At 48.3% G+C, this 17,389-nt stretch carries 13 protein-coding genes; 9 read left to right on the top strand and 4 right to left on the bottom strand.

What is annotated here, in order from left to right:
• Positions 1 to 23: 23 nt before the first annotated feature.
• The 3 genes from CPter91_RS26175 to CPter91_RS26170 all read right to left on the bottom strand — a co-directional run bounded on the left by CPter91_RS26175 (position 24) and on the right by CPter91_RS26170 (position 3,371).
• Positions 24 to 2,081, bottom strand: coding sequence for an integrase catalytic domain-containing protein (locus CPter91_RS26175; protein WP_082793238.1), 2,058 nt, complete (start codon positions 2,079 to 2,081; stop codon positions 24 to 26).
• On the bottom strand, positions 2,027 to 2,716 hold the full coding sequence (locus CPter91_RS24650; RefSeq protein WP_061945391.1) for a hypothetical protein: 690 nt from the start codon (positions 2,714 to 2,716) through the stop codon (positions 2,027 to 2,029). Before CPter91_RS24650 ends, CPter91_RS26175 begins: the two co-directional genes overlap by 55 nt.
• A gap of 271 nt (positions 2,717 to 2,987) precedes the next feature.
• The gene (locus tag CPter91_RS26170) at positions 2,988 to 3,371 is read right to left on the bottom strand and encodes a helix-turn-helix domain-containing protein (protein WP_082793236.1); all 384 of its coding nucleotides are present in this window, start codon (positions 3,369 to 3,371) and stop codon (positions 2,988 to 2,990) included.
• A gap of 631 nt (positions 3,372 to 4,002) precedes the next feature.
• Here CPter91_RS26170 and CPter91_RS24645 point away from each other — a divergent pair.
• The gene (locus CPter91_RS24645) at positions 4,003 to 7,491 is read left to right on the top strand and encodes a serine/threonine-protein kinase (RefSeq protein WP_061945390.1); all 3,489 of its coding nucleotides are present in this window, start codon (positions 4,003 to 4,005) and stop codon (positions 7,489 to 7,491) included.
• Positions 7,488 to 9,026, top strand: a complete 1,539-nt coding sequence (locus CPter91_RS24640) for a phospholipase D-like domain-containing protein (protein ID WP_061945389.1) — start codon at positions 7,488 to 7,490, stop codon at positions 9,024 to 9,026. Before CPter91_RS24645 ends, CPter91_RS24640 begins: the two co-directional genes overlap by 4 nt.
• 466 nt (positions 9,027 to 9,492) lie before the next feature.
• On the opposite strand, the gene CPter91_RS24630 is transcribed toward CPter91_RS24640, so the two are convergent.
• Positions 9,493 to 9,816, bottom strand: a complete 324-nt coding sequence (locus CPter91_RS24630) for a helix-turn-helix domain-containing protein (protein ID WP_061945387.1) — start codon at positions 9,814 to 9,816, stop codon at positions 9,493 to 9,495.
• Between the two features lie 130 nt (positions 9,817 to 9,946).
• Between CPter91_RS24630 and CPter91_RS26800 the strand changes: the two genes are divergently transcribed.
• The 7 genes from CPter91_RS26800 to CPter91_RS24600 all read left to right on the top strand — a co-directional run bounded on the left by CPter91_RS26800 (position 9,947) and on the right by CPter91_RS24600 (position 17,385).
• Positions 9,947 to 10,291 (top strand): hypothetical protein, encoded by a 345-nt coding sequence (locus tag CPter91_RS26800; protein WP_150119810.1) that lies wholly within the window; start codon positions 9,947 to 9,949, stop codon positions 10,289 to 10,291.
• A gap of 81 nt (positions 10,292 to 10,372) precedes the next feature.
• Positions 10,373 to 10,951 carry an HAD domain-containing protein gene (locus CPter91_RS27100; protein ID WP_167595221.1) on the top strand — a complete coding sequence of 193 codons (579 nt, stop codon included), beginning with the start codon at positions 10,373 to 10,375 and terminating at the stop codon, positions 10,949 to 10,951.
• 23 nt (positions 10,952 to 10,974) lie between these two features.
• Positions 10,975 to 11,760: a metallophosphoesterase gene (locus CPter91_RS24620; protein WP_061945385.1), complete on the top strand. Its 786-nt coding sequence runs from the start codon at positions 10,975 to 10,977 to the stop codon at positions 11,758 to 11,760.
• A 2-nt stretch (positions 11,761 to 11,762) separates the two neighbouring features.
• Positions 11,763 to 12,218, top strand: coding sequence for a 3'-5' exoribonuclease (locus CPter91_RS24615; protein WP_061945383.1), 456 nt, complete (start codon positions 11,763 to 11,765; stop codon positions 12,216 to 12,218).
• 364 nt (positions 12,219 to 12,582) lie between these two features.
• Positions 12,583 to 12,789 carry a toxin-antitoxin system HicB family antitoxin gene (locus CPter91_RS24610; protein WP_061945381.1) on the top strand — a complete coding sequence of 69 codons (207 nt, stop codon included), beginning with the start codon at positions 12,583 to 12,585 and terminating at the stop codon, positions 12,787 to 12,789.
• Positions 12,790 to 13,017: 228 nt separating this feature from the next.
• Positions 13,018 to 13,992 carry a DUF4007 family protein gene (locus CPter91_RS24605; RefSeq protein WP_082793234.1) on the top strand — a complete coding sequence of 325 codons (975 nt, stop codon included), beginning with the start codon at positions 13,018 to 13,020 and terminating at the stop codon, positions 13,990 to 13,992.
• A gap of 78 nt (positions 13,993 to 14,070) precedes the next feature.
• Positions 14,071 to 17,385: a hypothetical protein gene (locus CPter91_RS24600; RefSeq protein ID WP_150119809.1), complete on the top strand. Its 3,315-nt coding sequence runs from the start codon at positions 14,071 to 14,073 to the stop codon at positions 17,383 to 17,385.
• The last annotated feature ends 4 nt before the right edge of the window (positions 17,386 to 17,389 follow it).

Raw genomic sequence — 17,389 nt, 5'->3', positions numbered from 1 at the left:
TTTGATGGCGCCGATCGATTCACTTAAAGTTCAAACGTGTCGAATTCAACACTGTCGCTTTGTAATTCTCGAGTGCTATTGTCTGAAGTAATGTTTTGAAATGAATCGATTCCAATCGCCAGAGCCTCCCGGTCGATGGATTGGATTGCCATTGGATGTTTTGAGTCGAGGGTTGCGGAAATAAACTCTAGCGGCAGCGCTCCGTCAAGTACGGTGGCCATCTTCTCTTTAGCTACTTGTTTCTTTCCGACACCTTCAGTCAACAGCTTCAGACGGCGTGCGCTAGTGGAATCTTTTACATCATGGATCTCGCACCATAGCCGCCATCGGGCAATTTCATATGCATAGGGACCTAGTTCTTCCAGGTCCTTTTGAGTAAGCAATTTCAGTCTCTTTTGGACCTCTTTATGCTCGTACATCGTTAAGTTTTTCGTATACTCTGTGCGCACCCCATCGGCGCGAATAATTAAACTGGGATCCGAATCGTGCTGCACATACACGTAACCAAGGTCCAGTTCGTTAAGTAATACGGTGACATCCCGCTGGTTGCGTTGCTCAAGCGTAGCTAGTGCATCAGATTTGTAATACAAATTTTCGACCAGAACTCTTCCGCTGGTGATTTGCCGTTTATAGGCGACGCGTGCAATGACATCAATGTCTTCGCTCGAGAACGAGAGTATTGGCATCAAGGCCTGTTGATCACGCCAAAAAAGTGACGGGGCGCGTTTCGTTCCGGAGTGTATGCCGCAGTGATAAACATTCTCCAACCAATCTTCGAATAGGTCCTTTAGTTTGTGGAGGGAAATCGTCGCCTTGCCAGTTGAATCGTATTCGCCACGATCAGTGGGGGAGGAAAAAGTCGTGCCTTGGATAAGATGAATGAGTTGCTCATTCAATGTCCGGAAGAACCTTTCCAGATGGGCTTTGTCGTTCGGGCAATAGGTTTTCGCCGGGTTGATGTGCATCCCTACTTTTTTGCACAAATTACGCAATGCAGCGGAAGCCAAATCGGGGCCGTTGTCGGGCGTGATGGCTTCGGCCACACCTCCGGGCCCTGCGAGTGGGTCCCGACTGCACATGTCCTTAATTGCCCCCAAAGCCGTGGTGGCGCAAAATGGAAGCAAGCTAATGTACCAACCGACTACACACCGCGTCAGAACGTCAAATAGACATACTAGAAATGGGCGGCCCAGCACTTCCCCCGTATCGCTGTCGATAACTAAGACATCCATCTGATGGCCATCTATCATCACCATTTCCATTAATCGTGATGCCTCCAGACTTGCACCGGCTGCCCGAAAATGCTTATCGGCATATTGCGGGCCGTATCTTTTTAGTGCGCAGATATACGGATCAAGTTCCTTAACTCGCCGATGTATAGTTCGGACGCTTGGAAGCGATGTTGGTACGGCAGGTGCTGCTTCCTCAATAGCCCGCCCGATGACATTGCAATGAATCTGTTTGACTGACGGATGCTCCAACTTTAAAAAATCGTCCCTCAGTGCTCGCGTGATGACATTTTCCACTTCCATTGAAAATTTCTTTTGTCGGGAGCCTTTTCGATTATGTTGTGGCGCCAGTGCGGTAACATCTCCGTCCGAGATCACATAGCTCTTGACCCAGCGCGCCAGTGTGGAAAGTGAAGGTGGCATATGATCGGCAGTTGCCTCTGAAACCGATTTGATAGACCGGGTCCGATTTTTTTTCGATAGAGGCTTGTCAGTTGTCGCTAGAACGGCTTTGACATAAGCGAACCGCCGAAGCATTTCGAGCCGCTGCGATTCAGTCAGATGAGTAAGGCGATATTTGGTAGGAGCATCCGTAACGTTGCTGTCTTCGTTCGATAAAAATCCTATCATCGACCGGTCAAGCAACTCCCAGAACGTCTGGGCTGGCATTCGATATGGCCTACCGCCTTGGCATGCGGCGTATCGTAATGACGTTGCTTCGACAAACGTGATTTCGAATGCTTGGTTTTTCAACGAAAATCGTTGTCCCATTTTTAATGTATGTTGTGCCAACCCGCTCATAGCACCACCTCGAGTCTTGTTTGTGCCGAGATAGGTAAGCGCATATCGCATTGGAGTACTCCGTCACAGATCGCTGCCTCCAACAGATAGTGCGGAAGATTGTGATGCTGAATTTCGTCTCGGACGCGATGCACGATCCGATTTTTTATATCCATAGCGGATACTAGCTCGGCAATAAATGTGATCAGTTGAGATGAGGGGGACAATCGGCCACCTCGGTTGTACACCATGATGCGATTAATTTTTTCTTGACCGCTCCAGAAGTCTCGCTCGGTAACAACGTCGAAATCAATCTCGACTCTCCCGAACGTGGCCGTCAGGTATTCTGCCTTTTGCATATTTACGGCGGAGTCAATGTGTGCAAACGCCTTCACTTCACGGACAGATGGTGTCCCCTCAGTGTCTACGATCAGAAAATCTGGGTATAACGAACTATGGCGATAGGGGATCTCGAGTGCTTGCGTGCGATATTTATGGACACGCTTATTTGCTTCCAATTCATAGCAGAAACTGAGTTCGAAACGGGATTCGACGGGAATAAATGCCTGATTTTTAGCACTGTAAAATAACGAGGCTCTGGAACCGTGTTTCCCCTGCTTTATACGACGCTTCCCATGAAGGGTTCCATCGAGACCTGGTTGGTTCGAAAGCGCCTCTGCTATTTGGTTGAGAATTAAAGATCTCATAAAATCGTTCCTTTCAAGACAACAAAAGCATGCCGGCGCTCCAAATATTAGGGGCGCAGCATATTGCTGAATTTAATGTTTTGACCTTTGTATATGGGCGAACACATCCATCTGGGACGCATTCGCCAGTTACATAGGCTTGACATGTGTAGGGAACTGAATAGAATAAGAACCAGTAACATGATTAGGTATGTTTGGTTCTATACAACGGCTTGGGTCTGAACACCCAGGCCGTTGATCTTTTCAGCCCATGAATACTTCTGTTGGGCTTCTATGTCTCCATTAATATCTCCTTTTTATCAAATTTGCGGCAAATCGACTCAATCTGAGTCAAATCCTCTAAACCAAGATTATTAAATACGTCGCGTAATAGATAAAACAGGATATAGCCCCTAACGCCTGGATCTGGCGGTAGTTGGATGCATCGCTGAGATATTCGCGCCGCATCTATCAACGCAGCTTTTTCATGGCCTGAGAGTTGAAGGGCGTGAGCTAGGCGGTCCAGTACCGAAGGGTTATTGGGTGAGGACAGCCCATTTTGAATTCGTGACATATATGCCTCACTGTACCCGCTGAGTTCGGCAATTTTTTTCTGCGTATAACCCAGTCGAGAGCTATATTCGCGGACCGCATAACTGAGAGGAGTGACTGACATATATTTATATCCATAACAAATTTGCACCTACGATAATCGATTAAATGATTATCGGCAAGTTGTTGAGAGAGTAATTTCTTTGTCGTATTTCATTTTGATTTTTAATGCATTGAATGACATGTAAATTAATAATTTTATTTGCGTGAATTGGAATAATTTTTTCTTATTTTTTAATATTTATCAATTGAAATAGAGAAAATATCGATTTTCTTTTGAGTAAAATTATTTGTAATTTGAAAATATTTATGAATACTCTTTTTGAAAATAAATTTATTCGCTCAGGTAGGCTATTCAAGTAATAACTCTTATCTAAGCTGTAACCTCTAAGGAATCCGTCAATTTCCCCCTGGGTATTCCTGAGCTGTTAGGCTGACCTAATGTCTAACCATTAGGTCAAATCCCGTATCTTCAAGCCGTCCGAAGGCTTGACAGTTTTCGAACCGATCTAAGTTCGAGGAGTCCGCGAAGTCAAATCACGCGTGTATTTTTGAACGACAAAGGTTGTCATGGCGCAAATATTCTGTATATTTGGCTTATCGATGCAGAGATGCCGCCCATCTGCTTTTTTCGGCTACAAGAGGTAACGGCAGATGCATGGTTTTTGCCGAAATAGATAATTGGGGAAATTTGGATGACCAGCGACAGGGGGAAGCTGACGATGAAGGCGGTTGCAGAGAAAAAAGAAGCGGTAAAGCGCTTTCTCGCCAACGGGCGCTATATGACCAAAGGCAATCCACGCCAAGGAGGCATCGCTTCCGTCTATCGAGCATTTGATACCCAAGACGAGCGTCATGTTGCGTTGAAGGTTTTCCGGCAGGTCTCGGGGACTGACGATGTAGTTGAGGAATCCTTCCGGCGTGAGACACAGGCACTATCCGACCTCAAACATCCGAATATCGTTGAAATTCTTGACTATGGTATCGATTCCGAGTCAGGAGAACACTTTATAGCGATGGAATGGGTCAACCATGACTTGGCAACCGCGCGGTCGGTCAAGCCCTACGCAAGTTGGTTAGAATTCTTCAACCCGGTTGGCCAGCAGGTGCTTGAAGCATTGGCTTTCGCCCATTCTCATGCTACGGTCCACCGCGACATCAAGCCAACAAATATTCTGGTGACGGATGAAGGAGTCGCTAAGGTTTGCGACTTCGGAATCTCCAAGATTCGAAACTTCCTTGCCCCCGGCGTAACGCTAGCGCAGTACGCCTCTCTACCTTTTGCGCCTCCCGAGCCGGACGACGGCAGCTACAGCTATAGCCGCGACGTGTTCGGTTTTGCCGCATTATGCGTAGCAACTTTAAGTCCTTCAACCATTGATACGTATCAACAGCTGAAGTCAGAACTAGAACAACTCACTATTGATGAACCGGTGCGAAGGTTGTTACGCCGGTGCCTGTCTGAGAACGACCCCGCAGAGCGGCCTCAAAATGCCATTGTCTTATTAGGCGAGTTCGAACGTTTGCAACCACGAGCAGCAACGCCGGCAAAAGGCGTCATTCTTGTTTCGCTGACTAAAAAAGTGCGTGACATCATCGACATCGACTTAAATTTATCCTCTGACACAGCTATTGAGAAATTCGTAGCATTAGACTTGGACGACGTCGTTTGCGAGCATGCGAAGGATTCTCTGAACGAACAAGTTGACAATCAACAATCGATGGGGCGAGCAATCCTTCTGCACGCCGGGAAATACAGCTATATGGCGGCGGTCGAGTCTCCTCATGGTCAGCGACTGAAACTTGTTTCGGCCCTCGACCTGAGCGCTTCAGAGCTGGAACGTAGGCGCGAGCGCGCTCAGCGCGCTGACTATCGCTTCCAGCTTTCGGGAGCCTCGGTTCAGGATTCTGGTGATTGTATCGAGGCATTGCAGGAAGCCTTGGCGACATTCGGTGCCGACCAGAAAGCTTTACAGGCGGAACAACGGGAGCAGGCACTATACAAGACGTGGCTGGACCTACTTGGCGCCAAGACCGAACTAGAGAAAATTAAGAAGGTCAAGCTGCGATATGAGCGATTCGAGCCGACTGGGGCTGGCATCAACTTCACATTGGCCAAAAGCGTTGAAGCGTCGCTGCTTGCAGACAAAGACATCCGCATTGAATTGCCTTCAGGCGAATTTTTGGGTGCCGTGGTGTCGGCTGGAGAGGGGTACATTCTCGTGCAGCCTAGCGAGCGCAACCGTCTGGACCCATCGGTGTTGCCCGATACAGGCACGCTCGCTGTCGACACAACCAAGGCGGACGCGGCGCTGTCCAAGCAAAAATCGGCAATCGACGCTGTTCGATATGGGCGTTCAGTAAACCCCTCCCTTGGCGGCTACATCACCGCGCCTAGTAGCGTTCCTGTACCGGAAATCGTAGATGTGGATTTCCTACAGGAAAAGATTGATGATGACAAGAAGGACGCTGTCAAGGCCGCATTATCCGCACCCCCACTGATGCTTGTCCAAGGGCCACCTGGCACCGGGAAAACCACCTTCATCACGGAGTTGGTGCTACAAACACTCCGTGCTCAGCCCAGCGCGCGAATTCTGCTTACATCTCAGACCCATGTTGCCTTAGACAACTCACTTGAAAGAATCACAAAGGAGAGCGGGGGCAAGGTTCGAGCCGTGCGGATTGGGAATGAAAGTGACGTCCGTATTGCGGAGACCACGAAGATGTTACTCGTCGAAAATAAATTGCCCAGCATGCGTAAAGAAGCGATTGCCACTGGTAAGAACTTTATCGAAGAATGGGCTACTGACCATGGTGTGGACTTGCGAGATACACGTATGGCTATGGCCTTGGAACGGCATGCGGGCTTTCGTGAACGCCTTGAGTACGTAGAAGTACAAATTGATGCGCTTCGTCCAATGTTGGCGGCGGAAAAGCGAATAACGCTGGATGCCGAGCAGCGAGAAGAATTCGATGACCAGCTCGACGGACTAACGAAAGAACGAGACGACTTGACACGTCGCCTAGAGGAATCGTTAAGTGAACTCCGAAAGTATGAAGACGATAAGGACAGCATCGAGCACTTCGCTACATGCTCCGCTAACGAGCTCAGAAATTGGGCAGATTCTTACTCTCCGAATACGCCGGATGGCCAACAGCTTCGCAAATTGCTCGCCGCGCATGCGGACTGGGAGACTCGTTTTGGTCGAAGCAGGGAGTTTCGCGCAGCATTGATTGCCTCCTCCCAAGTGGTTGCCGGTACATGTCTCGGTGTCATGAGTGTGCCCGGTCGAAATGAAATTACGTACGACCTCTGTATTGTTGATGAAGCGTCCATTGCGACACCCACCGAGGTTCTTGTTCCGATGGCCCGTGCTCGCCGAACAGTGTTGGTGGGAGATCACCGGCAACTATCTCCATTTCAAGACCCGGAGCTGAAGACTTCCGGCTTGTTGCAGCGCTTTGGTCTGACCCCAGAGCAACAGAAGGCTACGCTGTTTAACCATCTGAATGAATTTTTGCCCCAAGAGCTGAGAAGGACACTTTCGACTCAGCATCGAATGCTCCCAGCAATTGGCAACCTCATTTCCGCGTGTTTCTATAAGGACGAGTTGCTGAGCGTCGAGCGTGTTCCTGCTGCGTTCTTGGCAGGCGTGATGCCGAAGCCAGTTGTTTGGTATTCAACAAGTCGAAAACCGAATCGTGCGTCAAAAACCATCGGCACATCACATATCAATGACATTGAGGCGCAGTTTGTAGTGACGTTGCTGACTCGAGTTGATTTCGCGATTCGTCACGGCAAAGGCAAAGGGAAAAAGATTTCAGTTGCTGTTCTGACCGGGTATGGCGAGCAAAAGCGACGTTTGCGAGCTGCCATCAACACCAAGCAACACGAGTGGGTAAGTTTTTCGGAGGTCTATGTGAACGTCGTTGACGCTTTCCAAGGACGTGAAGCGGATATGTTGATATTTTCCGTGACACGTTCTGACGTCAAAGGGCTGGGCTTCCTCCGGGAAATGGAACGTATCAATGTCGCGCTTTCCAGAGGAAAGGAACTGCTGGCCATCGTGGGTGACCATTTGTTCTGCCAAGATGCTGAAGAGCGGTCAAATCCATTGAAGGAGGTGTTGGACTACATACAGCGTAATCCTAAGGATTGCGTCCTTGAGGAGTTACCAGCATGAACCTGGATGACGTACTTGAACAAGCCGCTCATGCGCGCCCCGGATACTCGCTAGCATCATTCAAGGAAGCAGCATTGCCCGTTTACGTGTTGACCGCGCGAGTGCTCACATTGGAAAAAAAGCATCTCAGCCCAATCGAAGAGGGCTTCCTTCGAGCAGTGGACGCTGGCCTAAAGACACCCGAGGACATCAGTGCGTTTCTTGGTTTGTCACTGAATCTTCTGACGACGGTAATGGCCGGGCTAAATGGTAACGAACATATCAGTTACAGTCGCGGCATCGGAGAAAAGTCTGCTTCCGTCACGTTGACGGTAAAAGGGCGCTTTGCATTGACTGATTGCCGCATGGTTGTACCTCAAGAGCGAATCGTCAAACTCACATTCGACCCATTACTCAAGCGGATCATCCATGTACAACCCTCAGCTCTATTCAAGCCTAGGGAGGCAAAAGAAAACGGCTGGTTGGAGGTGCCATTGTGTGGTTCAAGGCGGCCGGAGGTAGAGGACGTACCCCTGCAAGATATTGATAGAGCACTTGACCGCCTTCGCAGACCGGGCGAAGACGCGGGGGAGTTGTTGTTATTACGACGTATTGAGCGTCGAGAGATGTTTTTTTTGCCCTGTATTTTGTTGTACTACAAATCAATTGGTGGCAACGACGTTCACGTGGCCTTTTTCAGAGATGACGGTTTCTCATCTGAACACGAAAGCGCATTTCGAGACATCGGCGGCCCCGAGCAAGTTGGTGCCAATCACGTGCTTGCGCCCCCCGAGTTGCCACGGACAACCGACATTGATGCGAGCGACCTCAGCCGGGATATTCATCTACCCGAACAACTAACGGACGATTCGACTAGCTCTATCGTAAAGTTTGTAAACTATGACGCATCAGGCGTTACCGCCTCGAAGAACGTCGGGAGCCAAGATGTTGGTGACGGGCGGATGCAGCTCCAAAACTCTCCAACCCTTAAGACAATCCGATGCCACGAGCATCAACCTTTGCTGAAGAAGGCTCTTCTCTCGAGCAAAAGTCGCCTGCTCATTGTGTCACCATGGATTCGTGACCAGGTAGTGAACAAGGAATTCGTCACGTCATTGGAGTCACTGCTTCGCAATGGCGTCAAAGTTTATATCGGCTATGGGTTGGTCGAAGAGCAAGCCCGAGGCAGAGCGGTCGACCCGGCGAAACAGAAGCCACCCATCACCCAACAGGCAAAACGCGAATTGGATGGATTAGTTCGTCGTTTTCCCAACTTTACGTTCACTTTTGTCGGGAATACGCACCGCAAGCTGCTTATTTCGGATAACAAGTTTGCAGTCTCGACGAGTTTCAACTGGCTATCCTTCCGAGGGGACCCAAAAGATAAACCGCGTGACGAGTCTGGGACGTTGATACTAAAGCCCGAGTATGTTGACACCTATTTCATGGACGGTCTTGACCTCTTGAAAAATGGATACGAGTATCAGGTGCCGCAGTCAGGTGATACTGTGCGCAGCAAACCTAACAACTCTCCTCCCTCTCGTCGGGGTTCTTAATCCTCTAGGGATGGTGAGAAAGAGGAAGATATAAAGCATGCTCTTCGTCATCGTTATGGCCTGCCTTAGTTGGGGTCTTCTCATTCCGACTAATCCACAAGCCGTCAAAATGCGCTATGTCATAGTCGGGGCTATCAATTCGTCAGCCGTCCTGCCAAATATCTCCTATTCTTAGCAACGGAAGAAATCCGACTGGCAGCCTGACGGTCCTGGTGGTTGGCCATTGGTCGTTCTTCAGACAAAACAAATCATTGGTATTGGCCCCACTGGGCACTTCTGAAATCTGCACTTCAATGAGGGGTTGGCTCTCGCGTCGATAGCGCTCCACGTAGGTTACGGCGCCGAACCAATCAATGCGCCATCGCTGGTCATTTGGCGCTAGCAGGTAAATTCGACGATCATATGCGTTTTCCAAGATCAAATCTTTCGTCTTCCAGGATATGAAGCCACGTTCCGGTGCGGATTTTTACTGGCCAGCTGGACTGAGCGCGCGGGCAAGCTTGATCACATCATTTCTTTTCTTCGCCGGAAGCCGATGAAAAGACAACATCAGCTCGGCAAGATTATCTTCCTCCGTATAAAAATACCCGGTAGGCACATCCAGTATCTTTGCCAAATTCTGAGCAATTCTGTAATCGGCCTTATGAACGCCGAGTTCATAGCGATTAATTCGAGGGCTGGCTACGAATTGATCTAACCCGGCCTGGATTCCCAGCTGCTTCTGTGACAAGCCAGCGGCAATACGCGCTTCCTTGAGGCGGCGCCCCCATATTTCATTGGCATTGCTCATCGCGCAGTTCTCAATACATATAAGAACTACGAGAATCGTAATTATTTGCTATCCTAGATACTACGTATATCGTAGTATTTGTCTTTCAACGGTACCTGACCATTATCGATACTCAAACCATAGACTGCTTATGATTTTCTCCGTTTTATATATCATTGCCGTATCTGTGCTGTGCATACTCACTACACGCTTTGCACCAGTTCCATCTTTTGATCGCTTTGATTCTATAAGCAGAAATTTCTTCCTTGCCTATTTAGGTTTTGCAGCATTTGCGGGATGGATATTGCCTCATGCAATTCAAGAATCAATCGGTTGGGATTTTGGTTCCAATTGGCTTTCGCGAATAGCACAGATTTTTGGGGCGATTGGTGTCGTGTACGTGGCCGCACGCGGCCTCGTTATTTGGGGATCAATTATCGTTCTCGGTCTTCTTATCCTTGCAGTGGGTAAAGTGGGAGCATTTATCTTTGGATAGTACCTATCCGAAGATAAACAGGATGAGTTTTATTGGACGCGAAATTGTAGAGTTTCAGTGATGAGCAGGTAGATATAGAACGTGATCTTGTTTCTTGATTTTGACGGTGTATTACATCCGGACGCTGTTTTCCTCATAGGAGGGCACCCTATCCTTGCGAGAGGCGGGCAAACCTTTATGTGGGCACAGCCACTCATTGATTTGCTGGTACCATTTCCCGAGATATCTATCGTGTTGTCGACACCATGGGTAAGGCATCTCGGATTCCCACGTGCGAAAGCTGCGCTTCCTGAGCGGCTGAGAACACGCGTGATAGGAAGCACATGGCACTCAGTCATGGGGCCTAATTCAAGAAGCATGAACTCCGATAACGAAGACTGGTACGACAAAGTTACCCGCTACGAGCACATCGCACGATTTATTACGCACGCCGATCTATATGGGGAAGATTGGATCGTAATCGATCATAGTGAAGATGGATGGCCCAAGGAGCAGAGGTACCGCCTGGTTAAGACTGATCGTAAAAAGGGACTTTCATGTCCAGAATTGTTCGAAGGGCTGAAGACGCGACTCGCCGAGATTTATCTTGGCCATGCCGATCCAAATATCGGCGGCAAAGCTAGGGTCCTCCTGCAATTGGAGGCTAATATAGAAGTATGAAACAGTTCCACCTTCGTTAAATAATGAAAATCCAAATCGCTTCCGACTTGCACCTGGAATTTCTGGAACAGAGATTTCCTGATTACCGCGTGATTGAACACTCGGAAGCTGATGTATTGGTTATTGCCGGTGACATCCACCGCAATACCAAAGCGATCAGTGCTTTCGCAGATTGGCCGGTGCCGGTGATCTATGTGCGCGGCAATCACGAAGCCTACAAGGAAAAATATTTCGACCTGGTTGACGAGATGGAAAATTTCGAGGCATGCGGTAACGTGCACTACCTTGAGCGAAAGGAATACATTCTCAATGACGTGCGATTTCTTGGCTGTTGTCTATGGACCGACTACCGGGTGGATCCATCTAATCCCCTGACCGCCATGCGAGAAGCGGAACGGAATTTGAATGATCATAAAGTCATTCGCGGCAGGCACGGGCGGTTCACTGCGCAAGATGCTTTGAAGATCCATCAAAAATCACGTCTTTGGTTGGAAGAAAAGCTGGATGAAAAATTTGATGGTCGTACCGTTGTTGTCACCCATCACGGGCCACATCCAAATTCGATTCACCCGCGCTTCGCTGGCACGTTGTTGAATGCGGCATTTGTGAGCGACCTGACGCCCTTGATCGAGAAAGTGGATTTGTGGATTCATGGACATGTGCACGACAATTTTGACTACGAAATTGGTGGCACGCGCGTCGTTGCCAATCCACGTGGATACCCCGTCAATGTAAGAACGGCGTCGCATGTCGCTCAGCTTGAATGGGAAAACGAAGCATTTGATCCGGCGCTGGTGATCGAGATCTAAAGATGACTCTAAAAATATTTCTCGACACGGAATTCACAGACTTTATTCGCCCACATTTGATCAGCATCGGGATGGTCACAGATTCCGGCGACGAGTTTTATGCGGAAATTCCGTATCCAGAGAGCGAGTGCAGTGATTTTGTGCGGGAAACGGTTATTCCATTACTCGGGCGTTTTTCAGACGCAATATATTCCAAGGAAGATTTGTCCGTTAGATTACGAATTTGGCTAGAGCTTGTCAGGGCTCAACGGGACCATATTGAAATCTGTGTTGATTCCCAGACGGACTGGGATCTATTGATCAATGCTTTGGAATATCAGGTGCCGAAGTGGTGCCGGCAGACGTTCGTTGGTAACAGCATCGACGAGTTGGTTCGCTGTGATTTTTACAGGACAAACAAACTTCCTGAACATCATGCGCTTTACGATGCAATGGCGAATCGCAAAGCTTTTCGGTAAAGTCCAAATATTGCACGCTGAGCCGCCGTTTGTGACGGAAACGAGGATAGGCTTACAACTGCCGAAGGAGTTTGTCTTGCTAATTTTAGTCTTATAGCAACATCAGGCATGAGTGATGCAGCCAAACCGGAGCTGTCCATTGTGAGACTCGGCATATCCTCAGTGAGCTGCTGGTAGCTATTTCTGCGAGCAGATATTGTGCCTGAATCCGTGAGTCTATAAACAACATTCGTTATCAAGTGAGAATTTTGTGACTCTCTTCGGCTAAAACGCAGCCGAACGCATTTTGCATGTTCTCTATGACTGAAATCAATGCTAGCATTGACTTCAATGAAATCTATGCTAGCATTGATAGTGAAAAATTATGCACAAAGTAAAATCACCTCCACTAAAAATCGGAACCGATATTGCTTCGGCCAAAACTTTGTTCTTGCGGATACCGCCGGAACTTCATGCCGCATTAGTCGTGGCTGCTGGAGGCGAGCAACAAAAGCGCGGTGAGCGTGTTAGCGTCAATTGGCTGGCAGCGAAAATATTGGCGAAAGCGATGGACTTGGACGTAATTGAGTAGATCAAAATATCATCAGGCGGAAAGCGCCAGCAACGCTCGAATTCCACCCGAGATTTTGCATCTCGGGTGGCTAACTTTAATAGAATATACTCCGGCGTTCTTATATATTATGTATGCTATTAATACAAAGCAAACAGAGTCGGAAATGGCATTCTTTCAATTGCGCGCTACAGAGCCTAAATCTGTAGCTCGTCTGCCGTTGCGCAGCCTATCCTCCTCGGATTCCTCATGTCAAAAATCCTAACAAACACAGAAATTTCCATTGCTAGACCGGTCGTAGAAAAGGACGTTCGTTTTCGTTTTTCAGGCCATCAATCGTTTTCACTCAGAATCGCGTGGTTACCAAAGGCAATTCGTGAAATTTACGAAGGGCGAGATCCTCTTACCGATATTGATCATGGCATTACGTCCATGGGGCTGGGCAAAAATATGGTGGAATCTCTCCGATGCTGGATAGAGGCCTTTCAAGTCGCAAAAAAGCAGGAATCTGGCTGGGCACTAACTCAAATTGGTGAATTGGTGTTTTCTCCCAATGACGGGCAAGACCCATACTTGGAAGACCATTCATCAAGTTGGCTTCTTCACTGGCTAATCTGCAGTAATGCGCAATATTCCCTTTTTGCGTGGGAGTGCCTGTTCAATCGTTGGTCAACCACCGAGTTTAGTGCGACGGATGTAATTGAAGCCTTTCGTCGTGAGTTTGTGCAGGACAACAAAGAAGCTTCAATCGTCACTCTGAAACAACACTGGGATGTTTTGTTACACAGCTATAGGCCGCCGCGTATTAATAAGGGTGAAGACCATTTGGACAGTGCTCTGTCGGTATTGGGGCTAATCCGTGAGGTTGGTGAACGACAAAATGCATCAGGAAAATGGGAATCTTTATACACGTTCGACATCGGGCAGAAAGCGAGTATTCCCCAACAACTCTTCGCTTTTTTCATACATGATTGGTGGAATCGGAAATTCCCGGCAGAAAAAACAGTGTCTCTGCAAGAGCTAGTTTCAGGAGAGCACAGCCCTGGCCGTCTGCTGAAAATGCAAGAGAAGGAAGTACTTCAGCGCGTTGAAAATCTTTCGCGCATTCAGCCAAAAATATTTCAGCTTACCGAGTCGGCTAACGTTAGGCTTCTCCAGCGGCTCAATGCGCATAGCGGCTACGAAGCTCTCACGGCCGCCTACAAGAACCCAATTTTTCTTTGACCGATGCATACTACTAGACAGCCAGCTAAACTCGAGGAGTCTCCAATTTCCTCACTTTTGCAGATCCATCCTCGATTCATGCGCTCGGTACATTTGGAGCGTGATATTGAGGACCCAAGATCATCGCAAGCCTATATTTTGACGCCCGTTGCGCGTCAAGCATTGGAGCGTATCACTGCAAGCTTCCGGCAAAACTCAACCCAGCGCGCCTGGCGTATTGCCGGCGACTACGGATCTGGGAAAACTGACTTTGCGCTCGCTCTAGCTCGTGTAGCTAAGGGCGCGAAAACTGAGTTACCGCGCGATCTCGGAAAATTCATTGGGAGAGTGACTCTCCTGCCTGCCATGGCAACAGGCGATAGCGAACCGCTCGGACGAACCATTTTGCGGGCCCTTAATATTTCCTGGGATTCGAAACGAGGTCCATCGACTGAGGAAGTTCTTTCTGCCGTTCGGGTAGCTGTCACTAAAGCGAGACGGAAGCATAATGGTCTTCTCTTGATTTTAGATGAGCTCGGAAAAAATCTAGAATACGCTGCCAGAAATCCGGAATTTGACGATATTTTTCTACTTCAACGATTGGCCGAGGAAGCAAGTCGTAGTGGCGAAAAAACTTTTGTTGTCGCCGCAATGTTGCACCAAGGTGTTGCGGCATACGCGTCTGGCCTTGATTCTGCGTCAAAACGAGAGTGGGATAAGGTAGCGGGGCGTTTCGAGGAAATCGTATATTCGCAACCTACAGAGCAAGTAGCCACGTTGGTAGCGGCTACCTTAAATGTTCAAATGGACAGACTGCCTTTGTCTGTTCAAAATGAATCGCATGCTGCGATGCGTGCTGCATTAGCTGCAGGACTCTATGGGTCGGTTGCCGCCGAATCTCTCATAGATCTGAGCGCTAAAATCTTTCCTCTTCATCCAACGGTTCTTCCAGTGCTAATTCGCACAATGCGAAAATTTGGACAGAACGAGAGGTCACTTTTTAGTTTCATATCTTCTGGCGAACCAATGGGGTTGCAGAGCCACGTTTCGCAAAGAATCGGTGAAGTCGGTCACTATCGAATTTCAAATGTATTTGACTATGTCCGCTCGAATCTACTCCCAACGATAGTTGCAGGTAATGCGTACACTCACTGGGGTGTCATCGAGGCCGTTCTTGCGTCAACACAAATCGAAACGCCTGAAGAGGACGCGGTCTTAAAGACGATTGCGATGCTGAGTTTACTTGATGCACCAGACCTTCCTTCTACGGAAGAGGCGGTGGTGCTTGCTGTTGGTAAAGGGCGAGCAACAACGAAAGCCATAGAAAAGCTTCGCGCAAGAGGGGTCATTTACGAACGCGGTACGATTCGAGGACTGTGTCTTTGGCCTCACACCAGCGTGAATCTTGATGAAACCTTTTCCCAGGCGTTGGAAGTTACTTCTAATCGAGGCGATGGAATCCGCGAATTATGTGATCATATCCAGTCCGAACCACTCGTTCCGCGCGCCTATTACACTGACACTGGTACACTCAGATACGCGAATGTCCACATATTTCCGGCAACTGAATTAGAAACCATTCTTGCGAATGTGCCCACACTAGACGGCAAAGGCGCTGATCTCAACGTCTATGTTGCATTACCTTTTGATACGAGTCAGCATAATAAGATTCAAAAACTTCTTGCTGTAAAAGCACAGGAGCTGCCAGATGGTGCCTATGTTACTCTCGGGTTACCCCAGAATGCAGCGGTTAAAGCAATGCGCGATCTCATGGCTTGGAAGTGGGTGCATGAAAACGTTCCCCAACTCTCTGGAGATCGTTTTGCGCGCGAGGAAGTAACACGTCAAATCAAGATGGCGGAGAAAAATGTTCGAGACAAACTCGGTGGCATTGATAATCTCGCCGTTTCTACTGGTAAGCGCCAGACATTTCACCATCGAGAGTCCACTTCTCCGGTGGTCCTTGCTACTGGAAGAGAATTACTCACGTTTCTAGGTGACGAATGTCGGCGCATCTACCCATGCTCGCCACGGATTCTCAACGAACTTATCAACCGTCGATATCCTAGTGGTGCAGCTGTTGGCGCGAGAACGAAGCTGGTGGATGCCATGGTAGCTTTTTCGGATAAGCCGAATCTGGGATTCGATATCAATAAGCGACCGCCAGAAATGGCGCTCTATTTGTCAATCCTGAAATATGGAAAAATCCACGTTGAAACCAAAGCGGGATGGGCGTTTCGGGTACCAAAGCCAAAGGACGATCATTGCCGTGTATTGCCAGCCCTTGAGCACATCACTGATGTGCTTCAATTAAAAGGAATTGATGCACTCGTTCCTGTTTTAGAGGTATTCGATGCATTGTCTCTTCCCCCTTTCGGAATTCGCGAAGGCTTACAGCCATTCATTGTCGCGATATACCTAGCCACATATCATCAAAGAGTAGCTCTGTATGAAGATGGGACCTATTTACACGAAGTTAGTGGAGAGGCTTTTCTGCGCCTGATGAAAGAGCCGCAGCATTTCCATTTGCAATACTGTGAATTGGACACAGTACGGGCTGAAGTTTTGAATAATCTACTGACTCAGCTAAAAATCAATCCACGTGATGCATCGAAAACAGACCTTCTTGATCTCATTCGACCGCTGGCGATATTTATCAGTCGAGAAGTACCAGATTATGCGCGAAAAACGCATATATTATCAGCTGCTGCATCTACTGTAAGAACAGCGCTTCTGGATGCGCGCGAACCAATTAAGCTAATCTTTACAACACTTCCAGAGGCATGCGGCCTGTCACCGGTCGGTAAAGGTGGGTTGAAAAATCCGGAGTTATTTGCAGCGGGCCTCAAAACTGCATTGCATGAAATTCGAACTGCTTATCCAAATTTGATTCAACGCCTGAGCGATTCGATAACCGCCGCATTTAAAATTGATCTAACCGGTCAGCAAGCCCGCGAAAATATCATGGACCGAGCTGCACAATTAGGTGCAGCAGTGACCGAGCCGGCGTTGAAAGCATTTGCACTGCGTTTATCTGACAAAATTTTAGATCACAGAGGATGGATAGAATCTATAGCCAATTTACTGGCTAGGAAATCGCCAGAACGTTGGACGGACAAAGATGAGAGTGAATTCAATCATCAATTGGAGCTTGCTGCAGGCAAGTTTTTACGTACAGAGATGGCATTAATTGGAACGACAAAAAAACTGAATGGACATGCCTGTCGTATTGCACTAACTAAGAGTGATGGCACCGAGATGGGTGACCTCATTAATTGGGATGGCATGGATGACGCACGAATTGCAACCGCCGAGATTGCTATAAAAGATATTCTTGCGCAGCATGGCCGCTACGGTATGGCTGCTGCCATGAAAGCGATCTGGGCACGGTTGGAAAGCGAAAATAAAACTTAAGGAA

Origin of the sequence: Collimonas pratensis (assembly GCF_001584185.1) — a bacterium.
Taxonomy (GTDB): domain Bacteria; phylum Pseudomonadota; class Gammaproteobacteria; order Burkholderiales; family Burkholderiaceae_D; genus Collimonas; species Collimonas pratensis.
Note: the sequence above shows the minus strand (reverse complement) of the source record. Positions and strands in the feature narration are given on the sequence as shown.